The following is a 12491-nucleotide window of genomic DNA, read 5'->3' as shown; positions in this document are numbered from 1 at the left end:
GCTCGGTTGTGTGGTTTTAAAACTCCCACCACAAAACCCCCATCCGCATTGCGGATGGGGGTTCAGCGTTCCTGTATTTTTTTATTCTTCCTCGTGTTTTTCTTCCCCGAAGATGGTGAGGAGTTCGGGGCGGCCGGAGATGTTTAGTTTCCTGTAGATGGTGGACATGGCTTTTTTGATGGTTATTTCTGCCACTTTTTGTTCTTCGGCGATTTCTTTATTTTTGAGTCCCTGTACTGCGAGGTGGATGATTTCCATTTCTCTCCCGGTCAGTTTCTTGATCTGGTCTCTTCTCATTTCTTCGAGGGAGGGGATCTCGGGGCTGGTAGGGCGGGTGTATTGGGACATGGTTTCTACGATGGAGGCGCTGTGTCTCGGGGCTCTGACTTTTTTCCAGAGGTCCTTGAGTTCATCGGAGAAGAGGATGAAGGGGAGGATGAGGTGGTCGGGGCCGGCGAGGGTCAGGGCTTCTTCGAGTGCCTGGAGGCTGTTTTCTTCTTCGCCGAGTCTCTTGTAGGCGGCTGCCTGGTTCAGGAGGGCGAAGATCATGCCGATGACGGATTTCCTCTGACGGGCATGAGTTTCGTGGGTTTCGGCTTCTGCGAGGAGGTCGGTGTCTTTTCCGTCACGGAGGAGGATCCTGTCTTTCATGATTTCTATGTAGGTGTGGGACGGGAAGTAGAAGCGCTGGGGATCGAGGATTCTTTTGTATTCTCTCTTGATGTTGGAATCGGTGCCGAACATGAGGTGGAAGCCGCATTCGCTGAGGCTTGCTATGAGTGTCTGGTATTCGGCGGTGGATGCGAGGTAGCCGTGCATTTCTGTCTCGATTTCCCTGATGGAGGAGGCTCTTCCTGTTACGAAGGCGAGCCAGCCTCTGAGGTAGGCGGATCGGATCTTGACGGATGGGTTCGCGTATCCCGGGCTTGCTTCGAGGGCGGAGAGTTCTCCGAGGCCTTTTTCCCAGTCTCCTGTGAGGAGGTAGTATTCAGCGTGGAAGAGGTGGCTCCATGCGCTGCCGTATTCGTGGCGTCCGATTCTTTCGAGGGTGGACTGGAGTTCGGCGAGTTTCTCTACTTCGGTGAGGAGCTGGCCCGGTGTGGAATGGTAAAGAAGGAGGAGCGTCGGGCAGCAGAAGCCGAGGTGCGGTGTCTTGAATTCTTTCCACAGGTTGTAGCGCCGGATGGTGTCGAGTGCTTCTTCAGCGCCTGTGATCATAGGATCGAGGTTGTTGAAATTCGTCATGGTGCCGAGGAAATGGACGGCGGCTCTTTCGGATACGCCGGCGTCGATTTCACGGAGTCTTGCGTACTGGGTGCGGAATTCGTCTTTCATTCCGGAGTAGTAGAGGTCGTAGACCATGAGGCAGATGGTGTGGATGTGGCGTTTCACGACGTTTCTCGGGCAGCGTTTGACGAGGGATCTTCTGCAGGTGCGGCGGCCGGAGAAGAGGATGGAGTCGGAGCCTCTGGCGAGGATGTTGAGGGCCATATCGTAGTCGTCGCCTTTGTCAGCGGCCTGCATGGCTTCGAGGTAGTTTCCTGCGGCATAGTGCCAGCGGGCGGCCTTGAGGTAGCAGCGGGACTGCCACTTGGGGTCGCGGGCGGAGAATTCTGCGGCGAGGAACTGGCGCATGACGGGGAAGAAGCGGTAGCTTCCTGTGGTGCCTTTAACGAGGTAGAGGAAGAGTCCTGATTCTTCTTCTTCGCGCATCATGGCGGTGGTGTCGCCGGAGGGATACATGTATTTGGCCTGGCTCAATGTGAATACGTCGAAGAGGGAGAGGGCGGTCAGCATGTCTTTCTTTTCCTGCGTGAAGTGGCGGAAGACTTTTTCCTGAAGGAGGGCATAGAGGCTTCTTGTTTCGTCCAAGGAAAGGTCGCCTGTCGTGAAGCGGTTCAGGTAGCGCAGGTTGTCGAGGCTGCATGAAATTTCAGGGAGCTTGCCCGGTGCTGTCTTGGGGGCAAGTGTAGCAACGGCGAGGTGGATGATTTCCCATGTGCTTTCGTCGGTGTTCTTGTCTCTGAGGCGCCGGAAGATGAAGGTGAGTTTCCTTGTCTGGTGCAGGGTGAATGTCTTCCCGGGATGTACAAGGAGGGCGAGGTTTGCAATGCAGAGGGAGTAGCCTTCTCCGAGGTTCTTGGCTTCGTAGGATTCTGATTCGACGTAGGAATTGAAGAAGCCTTCCTTCCAGGCGGTCAGGTAGCGGGCGGCTTCCTCTTTTCCGCCGCTTTCTTCTTCGCTGAACCAGAGTACGTCCGGTGCGAGCCTGTTGATGAGGGAGGCGGAGCCGCTTCTTTCGAAGTAGTCGTGAAGGAGCTTTTGCGTGGTTTCCGCGATTTCCTCTGTCCGGTTTTTGGTTGTTATTGTATGATCGGCTGACATAGTGCACCTCATATCTGTCAATTTGTGATGAAATTCCCATACTCTCCCTATTTTAATGTAATTATATAGCGGGCAAGGGAAATTGGAAAGAGCTAAAGAATCCCATTTGTACGGCATGTCAGGCGAGGGAAACTATGTTCTGGGTGTAACATGGTTTCCAATTGTGTTATATTGTTTAATATAACTTTCAGGAAGTCCCTGAACCAATACATTTTTGAGAGGTGAACCTACATGAATATTATTGATGAACTGAAGTGGCGCGGCGCTGTCAACCAGCAGACGGATGAAGAGGACTTGTACAAGCTCGTAGGGGAGAAGTCGATTTCCCTCTATTGCGGCATCGATCCAACCGGTGACAGCATGCACATCGGTCATCTGATTCCTTTCATGATTATGAAGCGTTTCCAGCTCGCTGGTCATCATCCGGTCATCCTGATCGGCGGCGGCACGGGATCGATTGGTGATCCTTCTGGCAGAAAATCCGAGCGTGTGCTCCAGTCTATGGAACAGGTCCAGCATAATGCAGAATGCCTGAAAGAACAGATGAAGAATCTCTTCGGCGAAGACGGTTTCCGCATGGTCAACAACTATGACTGGCTGTCCAAGATTTCCCTTCTGGACTTCCTCCGCGATTACGGCAAGCTTTTCAATATCAACACGATGCTGGCCAAGGATATCGTCGCATCCAGACTGGATACGGGCATTTCCTTCACGGAATTCTCTTACCAGATCCTCCAGTCCATCGACTTCAAGATGCTCTATGACAATTACGATGTACAGCTGCAGATCGGCGGCGCTGACCAGTGGGGCAACATCACAAACGGCGTAGAACTCCTCCGAAAGACCGAAGGCGTCTCCGATGCTTACGGCCTCACCATCCCGCTGATGCTCAAGGCTGACGGCACGAAATTCGGTAAGACAGCAGGCGGCGCCGTATGGCTCGATCCGAAGAAGACAAGCCCATACGAATTCTACCAGTTCTGGTTCAACCAGGACGACCGCGATGTCGTGAAATACCTGAAGTACTTCACCTTCCTCTCCATGGAAGAAATCGAAGACCTCGAAAAAGAAGTCGCTGAACATCCGGAACACAGAAATGCGCAGAGAAAACTCGCTGAAGAAGTCACCCGCTTCGTTCACGGCGACGAAGGCCTCGCTCAGGCAGAAAAAGTCACCCAGGCCCTCTTCTCCGGCAACATCCAGGAACTCACCGGCGATGAAATCGAAGGCGCCTTCAGAAATACAAAAGGCGGCGAAGTCGCAAAAGCTCCGATCAACATCGTCGAAGCCCTCGTCGAAGCCGGCGTAGAAAAATCCAAACGCCAGGCCAGAGAAGACGTCACCAACGGCGCCATCCGCGTCAATGGCGAACAGGTCAAAGACACCGAAGCAGAAATCTCCGCTCACCCGAACACCAATGGCAAGTTCATCATCATCAAAAAAGGCAAGAAGAACTACTTCTCCATTGCAGTGAAGGAATAAGAATAGAAATAGGAAAAGGAAAGCTGTGAAATCCAAAACGATTTCACAGCTTTTTTCGGTGGGGGCATTTAAATAACCAGTGATAATAGCCGCTCGCATCGTAGCGGAAGGTTTTGACCTGCCCCAGCGGGGAAGGCGTCTGGCCTATCTTTTAACTGTTGCCAGAGAAAGGGGTGCAGTATTCATTGGTTTTTATAAAAAAGTTCTTCGTGCGATAGCGAGGTTTTATGGTTTTCCATCAGCCGAAGGCTCGTTTAAGGGTGTTTGACCTTGCCTCGTAGAGGAAGGTGGCGGCGGAGCCGACGAATGAAGTTCATTTCGTGTGTGCCGTCAGGCAGAGTTGTATGGTGTTTTCCTTATTCTGTTTTCCAATTCGCGCTACGTCGCGGTTGTGCGGTGTTTATAAGAAAGAGCTTATTGATAGGAAAGCGTACCTTGGCACTTTATCGGTGCTGTGGGAGCAGCACTCGATCGTATGGATTTTTCTTTCCTCTGTCGTCATCCTTGTCGTCCGGTTTCATTTCCCATCTCAATTTATATGTATTTGGAATTTTCTATATATAGTATGGACACTTTGTGGTATACTGTTTAATACAGCGGACATGGAAAATTGAGGTGTCCGGGGAGACGCGGGGCGTTTCCTTTTTGTTTTGATGAGGAGAGAAAGAATGAAATTTAAGTTTAACCACAACAATTTCAACGTACTCGATTTGGAGAAGAGTATCGCATTTTATGAGGAAGCGCTCGGGCTGAAGGTAGTCAACGAGTTCAAGGCTCCCGACGGCTCCTTTATTCTGGCTTACATGGGCGATGGCAAGACGAAGCATCGTCTGGAACTGACCTGGCTTCGCGACAGGAAGGAAGCGTACAATCTGGGCGACAATGAATTCCATCTGGCTTTCGATGTCGATGATATGGATGCTGCGCATGAGCTGCACAAGAAGATGGGATGCATTTGTTTCGAAAACCCGGCTATGGGCATTTATTTCATCAATGATCCGGATGGTTACTGGATTGAAATCATCCCGGGAGGAGAATAATGGACCCCATATTTGTACGTACTGCCCGCATTATGGGTGAGGAAGGGGTAGATTTCCTTTCCACGAAGACTGTCGCTGTATTTGGTATAGGCGGCGTCGGATCTTATGCTGCTGAAGCGCTTGTCAGAGTCGGGATCGGCCACCTGATTTTCATTGACAAGGATGTTGTTGACGAATCGAATCTGAACCGCCAGCTGGTCGCTGACCGGACGACGATCGGAAGAAATAAGGCAGAGGTGATGGTGGAGAGAGCGCACCGCGTGAATCCGAACTGCATCGCAGAGGCAAAGCCTGTCTTTTTCCGTCCGGGCGATGAGGATTTCATCAAGGATCTGCATGCGAATTACATTATCGACGCGATCGATGATGTGCCGGCGAAGCTTGCTATTGCGGAAATCTGCTGGAAGATGAAGATTCCGGAAATTTCCTCGATGGGCACGGGCAACCGCCTGCGTCCGGAAATGCTGCAGATCGCAGATATTAATAAAACGTCTGTCTGCCATCTGGCTAGAAAGATGAGAAAAGAGCTGAAGGACCGCCGCGTGAGGCACCTTACAGTCGTATATTCGAAAGAACTGCCGCATAAGCCGATCGGCGAAGGACACGCTCCGGGTTCCACCTCGTTCGTTCCTCCGGTGTCCGGCATGATGATGGCAGGCTATGTCGTAAGAAACCTCCTCAAGGAGGCGGGGATCCGCTGATCCGGCGCGGGCCGGGGATCTCCGTGTTATTTGAAACGGGAAGGGATAAACATGATGATAGAAATCCGTCATCTTGAATGGATCACCGTGACCGCGGACGGACGAAAGGTACTCGGCTACAATCAGGAGTGGTATCCTGAAAAGCGTCAGAAACTGGCAGGCTGCGGCCCGACTGTAGGCGCCATGATTGCGGCCTACGTGGAAATGAAGGAATGGCAGATGCCGGTCACGACCAAGGAAGGCGCTACGTCCAAGATGCTCGACATCTGGAAGTACGCAACTCCCCGCATGCACGGCCTGTACAAGACAAGATGGCTCAAGGAAGGCCTGGAAGCATACATGAAGGAAAGAGGACTCAAGGGTACACCTGAAGCGATGCCGATTCCTCCGATCCACATGCTGGCTCCGAGCTTTGAAAAGCTGAAGAACTTCATCGCAGAAGGCCTCGCTTCCGACTGCCCCGTAGGTTTCCTGAACCTCCACAGCGGCGGAGAACCGATTCCTTATCACTGGCACTGGATGCCCCTCGTGAAGATCGAGGAAAGAGATGGCAAGACCCTCTGCACCCTCTGGGACGAAGGTGTCCCGTACATCTTCAACCTGGAGAAGTGGCTCGCCAATACGAAATTTGGCGGCGGCTTCGTCAGGGTCATGGGGACTGAGAGGGAATTGAAGTAAAACTTGGGAATTTGAAAGAGACATGGAATTACGAAAAAAGGCCTGTCGAAGGCCTTTTTTGCGTTGTCAGACTATGCTGACGAAACCGGACAACCTCGCTTCGCTCGAGGTAATCAACCCTTTACCGCGGTTTTCAGGTGTCGTCAGCGTAGTCTGACAACAAAAAAAGGACTCTCGACGGGTGACCTTGCTCCGGCAGGAGAAGGGGGACCGCTTGCGGTGGATGAGATGTAGTTTCACGCGGTTTTACCGCGGCTTTCCGGTGTCGTCAGCGTAGCCTGACAACGAAAAAAGGACCCTCGATGGGTCCTTTTTTCGTAACTACTATTATTCCCCCAGTATCGGTTTCTTTTCTGCGATGCCGATTTTTCTTGGGTATGTCTTGGGGCATGGGGCTGTTTTCCTGATGTAGAGGATACAGCGTTTTTCTCCTGTGGGAAGTTCGAGGTTTTTGACTTCTTCTACTTCTGCGTTGAGTTCGCGGAGGATTTTGCCGGATTCCTTGAGTTCATCTAAGGCGCCCGGGCCTTTCATGGCTGCGAAGACGCCGCCGACTTTGACGAATGGGAGGGCCCATTCGGAGATGACGGGGAGCATTTTCACGGCTCTGGCTGTGACGATGTCGAAGGATTCTCTGGTTTTTCTTCTTCTTCCGCCTTCTTCGGCGCGGATGTGAAGGCACTTGACGTTTTTGATGCCTAGTTTCTGGCATGCGTTTTCGACGAAGGTGAGTTTTTTCTGGATGGAATCTGCCAGGACTGCCTGGATGTCAGGCCGGAGGATGGCAAGGGGTACGCCGGGGAAGCCGGCGCCCGTGCCAAGATCCAAGAGTTTTGCGTTTTCTGGAAAATACTTTTCGTCGTAGACGGTCAGTGAATCGTAGACGTTCTTGATCAGACTCTCCTCGGGGTCCTTGATGCCCGTCAAATTGATCTTTCCGCTCATTTCCATGACGAGGTCATTGTAAGCGAAGAGTTTCTGCGCGGCGTCCTCTCGCCCCGCAAGTACGGGCAGCTGCATCATTTCTGCGATTGTCATATGTTTCCCCTTTCAAACCGGAGCCTTGCGGCTCATTTCCCTTATAATTATTTTTCGGCTTTTCTTCTCTTAATATAAACCATCAGGACGGACATGTCAGCTGGTGATACGCCGGAGATGCGGGAGGCCTGTCCGAGTGAGAGCGGACGGACTTCGTCGAGTTTCTGGCGTGCTTCGATGGAGATGCCATCCATGTGGAGATAGTCGATGTCAGCGGGCATTTTCTCGCTTTCCATCTTGGCTGCTTTCCTGACGGCTGCTTCCTGGCGTGCGATGTAGCCTTCGTATTTGACGGTGATTTCCATTTCCTCTATGGCTTCAGGGTCAAATTCGGGGCATCCCAGGATTTCAATCATTTTTCTGTATGTCATTTCCGGGCGTTTCAGGATCTGGTCGGCGCCGATGCCTGTGGTGAGCGGGGCTGTGCCTGCTTTTTCGAGGGCTTCATTGATTTCCGGCTTCGGTGTGAAGCGCGCGGTGCGGATGTATTCCATGGCATCCTCGAAGTTTTTCTTTCTTCTGAGGAAATGTTCGTATCTTGCGTCGTCGACGAGGCCGATCTGTCTGCCTTTTTCGGTGAGGCGCAGGTCTGCATTGTCCTGACGGAGGATGAGGCGGTATTCGCTGCGGCTTGTCATCATGCGGTACGGTTCGTTGGTGCCTTTGGTGACGAGGTCGTCAATGAGTGCGCCTGTGTAGGCTTCGTGGCGGCCGAGAATGAAGGGATCTTTCCCCTGGATCTTGAGGGCTGCGTTGATGCCTGCCATGAGGCCCTGTGCCGCGGCTTCTTCGTATCCGCTTGTGCCGTTGGCCTGGCCGGCGGAGTAGAGGCCCGGGAGTTTCTTGAGTTCGAGGGTCGGATAGAGCTGGAGCGGGTCCAGGAGGTCATACTCGATGGCGTAGGCCGGACGCATGACTTTGACGTCTTCGAGGCCCGGGATGGTGCGCAGGAAGGCGTACTGGACGTCGATCGGCATGGATGTGGACATGCCCTGGACGTACATTTCGTTCGTATCAAGGCCTTCCGGCTCGATGAAGAGCTGGTGGCGTTTCTTGTCGGCAAAGCGTACTACTTTGTCTTCGATGGACGGGCAGTAGCGGGCGCCGACGCCATGGATGAGGCCTGCGTACTTGGGTGCGCGCATGAGGTTGTCGCGGATGATCTGGTGTGTCTCTTCATTTGTATAGGTGAGCCAGCAGTTTCTCTGGTTCCTGTCTTCTCTTTCGTTCATGAAGGAGAAGGCATGGTTCTGCGGGTCGCCTTCTTCGAACTGCATGTGGTCGAGGTGAAGGCTTCTGATGTCGACGCGGCTCGGTGTGCCTGTCTTGAAGCGGAGGATCTTGATGCCTCTCTTCTTGAGGTTTTCGGAGAGTCCGACGGAGGGTCTCATGCCGTTCGGGCCGCCGGAGTACATGGTCTCGCCGATGATGATTTCGCTGTCGAGGTAGGTGCCTGTGCAGAGGATGACTGCCTTGGCGCGGTATTCTTCATGGAGTTCGGTCGTGATGCCGACGCATTTGCCGTCTTCGACGATGATGTCCATGACCTGGATCTGTTTGAGGTCAAGATTATCTGTGTTTTCAACGACTTTCTTCATGTAGCGGTGGTATTCGCTCTTGTCGGACTGGGCGCGCAGGGCATAGACAGCCGGGCCTTTTCCAAGGTTGAGCATGCGCATCTGGATGGCGGTAGCATCGGCAGCGATGCCCATTTCTCCTCCCAGTGCGTCGATTTCCTTGACAAGATGGCTCTTGCCCGGTCCGCCGATGGCAGGGTTGCAGGGCATCATGGCCACGTTCTCGAGTGAAATCGTGGTAAGGAGCGTCTTCATGCCCATCCGGGCAGCAGCAAGCGCCGCCTCGCATCCGGCATGGCCGGCGCCGACCACGATCACGTCATACGTATCTATCAGATACATGGGTATCCTTCTTTCTGATTCAAAAAAAGCAAGGCAGAGTGTTTCGTAAGAAGAAATTCTGCTCTATTCACAATACCATATTATATAAGAAAAATAGCTCTATTTCAAAGTATAGGGCAGAAAAATAAAAAGAGGATGCAAAGGGACATCCTCTGGATGGAAGATTGAAAGGGATGGGAAAAGATTGGAAGGATTAGAAAACCATTCCGGGCACCTTCCCCGTCTGGGAAGGCAAGTGTTAGCGGCGCTGCGGCAGCGGAGTGAAAACCGAACAACCAAGGCTGACGCCTTGAGGAACTGCTGTATCCGACGCCTCCGGCGCCACCTTCTCCTTCAGAGCAAGGTTAACACCCTTAAACCTCGCTTCGCTCGAAAAAAAACGCAATGAACACCTTTCGGTTGGCATGTTTTCCGCTTGCGTCAGCAAAGTTTGCTTGTTTCCCCCTTCGCGCTCCGCCGCGGTTTTGAAGGTGTAATAAGAAAGAGCTTTTAGATATTAAAGCGTACCATGGCTTTTTTCTGCGCTGCGGCAGCAGTGCAGGACTCTGGAATGACGAGGGCAGCGAGTTCTGTTTTTCCGTTCGTACCTTGGCGCTTTGGTTTTTGTTCTTTTATTTCCCTACGCAGAAGCGTTCGAAGATGCCGTTGATGAGTTCGTCGTCTACGGTGTCGCCTGTGATGGCGCCCATCTGGGTCCAGGCTTCGGTGAGGTCGACTACGATGCAGTCGGCGGGCATGCCGTTTCTGACGGATTCTAAGGCTCTTTCTACGCTTGCCAGGGATTTCTTGACGAGGTCTACGTGGCGCAGGTTGGTAAGGAAGAGTTCTCTTCCTGCGTCTGCGTCCTGGTGACCGGTGATTTTTCTGAGTTCTTCTTTGAGGTCGTCCATGCCGCTTCCGTATTGGGCGGAGAGGCGGATGCAGGGGATGTTTCCGGAAAGTTCTCTGACGTCTTCGATTTCTGTTTCCTGCGGAAGGTCGTATTTGTTGAGGATGACGATGGCGTTTCTTCCTTTGAGTGAGGAAAGGAGGTTCCTGTCATCCGGGGTGAGCGGCTGGGATCCGTCGATGACGGCGAGGATGAAGTCGGCTTTTTCCATGGAGGCTCTGGCTCTTTCGATGCCGATCTGTTCGACGCGGTTGTCTGTCTCGCGAAGGCCGGCTGTATCCATGAGGACTAAGGGGACGCCGCCGATTTTGATGGATTCTTCGATGGTGTCTCTTGTGGTGCCGGGGATGTCGGTGACGATGGCTCGGTCTTCCTGGAGAAGGGCGTTCAGAAGGCTGGATTTCCCTGCGTTCGGGCGTCCTACGATGGCTGTCCTAAGGCCGTCTTTGATAATGCGTCCTTCTTCGGATCTCTGGAAGAGATCAGCGAGGGATTTCTGGATGGTGACGAGGCCTTCTTCCATCTGTTCGTTGGTGAGGTCTTCGAGGTCTTCTTCCGGGTAGTCGATGGTGACTTCGAGTTTCGTGATGAGGTCGGTGAGTTCGTCGCGGCAGGTGTGGACGAAGCTGGAGAGTTTCCCGGAGAGGTGGCTTTCTGCCTGGGAAAGCGCAGCGGCACCTTTGGCTTCGATGACGTCCATGACGGCTTCGGCCTGTGTGAGGTCGAGGCGGCCGTTCAGGAAGGCGCGTTTCGTGAATTCGCCTCTGGCTGCCGGGACGGCGCCGTTTTCAAGGACGAGCGCGAGTGTCTGACGGAGGGCTTCCATGGATCCGTGGATCTGGATTTCGACGACGTCTTCTCCTGTGTAGGAGTGCGGCGCTTTCATGAATACGGCAAGGCCTTCGTCGACGATGGTTTTGTCTCCTCTGACGACGTGGCCGAAGCGCATGAGGTATGGCGTGGATTCGGCGAATTTCCCGCCCCTGGGCTGAAATATTTTATCGGCGATGCAGCAGGCGTCGATGCCGCTGATGCGGATGATGCCGATGCCGCCTTCGCCCGGGCTTGTCGCAATCGCTGCGATGGTTGTTTCTTCGTGCATGTAAAACTCCTGTCTTTACGCGGATTTTCCGTACAATGTGTCTGTAATATTGAAAAAATTATATATTATCTTATTGTAACAGATACAGTGGAAATTTCCATAGGTGTTTTATGGAATTGATGGTAATTCTCATGTTTATTTTCAAATCTTTCTATATTTGTTATAATAATAATGTGCACTCAAGTTTGTAAAGATTTTTTCAAGACTTATTTTTATAACAATCGTACTCTATCGCTTTTTTGGATAAGGAGACTTTCATGGATAAACCATTCACGATTCTGCCCGACGCGCCTGCCATGCCGGGTGCGAAAGCCTCGCCTTTCTATGTGCAGAAGGAGAAGAAGGGCGAGCAGAAATCATACAGAACGATTACTCACTGGCACGACGAGCTGGAATGTCTGACGATCCTGGACGGGACGCTGGATTTCCAGCTGAACGAATCCGTTATTTCCCTGCAGAAGGGTTCGACGCTGATTGTCCTTCCGGGAGCGATCCACAGGAACCTGCCGAAGCCGGAGGATACAGTATTCATGCGCATCCTGGCCAATCCTGCGCTTTTGACGGCAAATGAGGAAATCCGGGAGAAGCTGGTCCGCCCGCTCCTCCAGAATGCGAGCCGGGAGTATTTCTACATCCCTGCGGGCTCGGATGATGCACCCAAGGTGCAGCGCCTTTTGAGGGAACTGCAGGCTTCCAAGGACAGCAAGGAGCCGGCAGCGCCTTTCCGCACGGTGGCTCTCATCCACATGCTTCTTTACTACCTCTACCGTTCATTCCCTCCGATGCTGAATGCGCTCCCGCAGCCTTCCTTCTCGGACCGTGCTGTCCAGAAGGACATGGTCCATTTCATTTACGAGCATTACCAGGAAAAGATCACGCTGGCGGACATTTCCGCGGCCGGCAAGGTGTCCCGCAGCAAGTGCTGCTCGCTTTTCAAGATTTACATGGGAAGCTCGCCGATCGACTTCGTGAACGACTACCGTCTCGAGGTCAGCCGCTCGCTTCTGCAGTACACGGACACCTCCGTGGCAGACATCGCCTTCAACTGCGGCTTCACGAGTCAGAGCTATTTCACCAAGCTCTTCAGCCGGACGTTCCACATGACTCCTACGGAATTTAGGAATAGTACAAAGAAAATCTCTATATAAGACTATTTTTAGCAATATCGTCGCGAAATCCCTTTTTTTCTTCGGGTTTCGCGATTTTTTATTGAAAATTTATTTGGGCGGATTGTATAATTAAGTTGAACACTTAAAA

9 protein-coding genes are annotated in these 12491 nt (G+C 52.5%); 5 read left to right on the top strand and 4 right to left on the bottom strand.

The features are described 5' to 3' along the window. Positions 1–81: 81 nt before the first annotated feature. Complete coding sequence (locus M3200_RS07690) at positions 82–2385, bottom strand: LuxR C-terminal-related transcriptional regulator (protein WP_022382952.1); 2304 nt, start codon at positions 2383–2385, stop codon at positions 82–84. Positions 2386–2616: 231 nt separating this feature from the next. On the opposite strand from M3200_RS07690, the gene tyrS reads away from it, so the two are divergent. From tyrS to M3200_RS07670, 4 genes are all read left to right on the top strand, one after another. After that, positions 2617–3867, top strand: coding sequence for a tyrosine--tRNA ligase (gene tyrS, locus M3200_RS07685; RefSeq protein ID WP_022382951.1), 1251 nt, complete (start codon positions 2617–2619; stop codon positions 3865–3867). A gap of 668 nt (positions 3868–4535) precedes the next feature. Then, positions 4536–4907: a VOC family protein gene (locus M3200_RS07680; protein ID WP_022382950.1), complete on the top strand. Its 372-nt coding sequence runs from the start codon at positions 4536–4538 to the stop codon at positions 4905–4907. Then, the gene (locus tag M3200_RS07675; RefSeq protein ID WP_022382949.1) at positions 4907–5608 is read left to right on the top strand and encodes a tRNA threonylcarbamoyladenosine dehydratase; all 702 of its coding nucleotides are present in this window, start codon (positions 4907–4909) and stop codon (positions 5606–5608) included. Before M3200_RS07680 ends, M3200_RS07675 begins: the two co-directional genes overlap by 1 nt. Before the next feature lie 51 nt (positions 5609–5659). Further along, positions 5660–6286 carry a hypothetical protein gene (locus tag M3200_RS07670; protein ID WP_022382948.1) on the top strand — a complete coding sequence of 209 codons (627 nt, stop codon included), beginning with the start codon at positions 5660–5662 and terminating at the stop codon, positions 6284–6286. Between the two features lie 327 nt (positions 6287–6613). Here M3200_RS07670 and rsmG read toward each other — a convergent pair whose 3' ends face one another. The 3 genes from rsmG to mnmE form a co-directional block, all read right to left on the bottom strand. Further along, on the bottom strand, positions 6614–7324 hold the full coding sequence (gene rsmG, locus M3200_RS07665; RefSeq protein WP_022382947.1) for a 16S rRNA (guanine(527)-N(7))-methyltransferase RsmG: 711 nt from the start codon (positions 7322–7324) through the stop codon (positions 6614–6616). Between the two features lie 47 nt (positions 7325–7371). Next, the gene (gene mnmG, locus M3200_RS07660; protein WP_022382946.1) at positions 7372–9243 is read right to left on the bottom strand and encodes a tRNA uridine-5-carboxymethylaminomethyl(34) synthesis enzyme MnmG; all 1872 of its coding nucleotides are present in this window, start codon (positions 9241–9243) and stop codon (positions 7372–7374) included. A 611-nt stretch (positions 9244–9854) separates the two neighbouring features. Next, on the bottom strand, positions 9855–11234 hold the full coding sequence (gene mnmE, locus M3200_RS07655) for a tRNA uridine-5-carboxymethylaminomethyl(34) synthesis GTPase MnmE (RefSeq protein WP_022382945.1): 1380 nt from the start codon (positions 11232–11234) through the stop codon (positions 9855–9857). Positions 11235–11491: 257 nt separating this feature from the next. On the opposite strand from mnmE, the gene M3200_RS07650 reads away from it, so the two are divergent. After that, positions 11492–12382 (top strand): AraC family transcriptional regulator, encoded by an 891-nt coding sequence (locus tag M3200_RS07650; RefSeq protein ID WP_022382944.1) that lies wholly within the window; start codon positions 11492–11494, stop codon positions 12380–12382. Positions 12383–12491: the final 109 nt, after the last annotated feature.

The sequence above is a fragment of the Dialister sp. CAG:357 genome, assembly GCF_000435155.1.
Classification (GTDB): Bacteria; Bacillota; Negativicutes; order Veillonellales; family Dialisteraceae; genus Dialister; species Dialister hominis.
Note: the sequence above shows the minus strand (reverse complement) of the source record. Positions and strands in the feature narration are given on the sequence as shown.

Coding starts and splice junctions, on each gene's coding strand:
- M3200_RS07650 (WP_022382944.1), top strand. CDS start 11,492: ATGGATAAACCATTCACGATTCTGCCCGACGCGCCTGCCATGCCGGGT.
- M3200_RS07690 (WP_022382952.1), bottom strand. CDS start 2,385: ATGTCAGCCGATCATACAATAACAACCAAAAACCGGACAGAGGAAATC.
- M3200_RS07675 (WP_022382949.1), top strand. CDS start 4,907: ATGGACCCCATATTTGTACGTACTGCCCGCATTATGGGTGAGGAAGGG.
- rsmG (WP_022382947.1), bottom strand. CDS start 7,324: ATGACAATCGCAGAAATGATGCAGCTGCCCGTACTTGCGGGGCGAGAG.
- M3200_RS07680 (WP_022382950.1), top strand. CDS start 4,536: ATGAAATTTAAGTTTAACCACAACAATTTCAACGTACTCGATTTGGAG.
- mnmG (WP_022382946.1), bottom strand. CDS start 9,243: ATGTATCTGATAGATACGTATGACGTGATCGTGGTCGGCGCCGGCCAT.
- tyrS (WP_022382951.1), top strand. CDS start 2,617: ATGAATATTATTGATGAACTGAAGTGGCGCGGCGCTGTCAACCAGCAG.
- M3200_RS07670 (WP_022382948.1), top strand. CDS start 5,660: ATGATGATAGAAATCCGTCATCTTGAATGGATCACCGTGACCGCGGAC.
- mnmE (WP_022382945.1), bottom strand. CDS start 11,234: ATGCACGAAGAAACAACCATCGCAGCGATTGCGACAAGCCCGGGCGAA.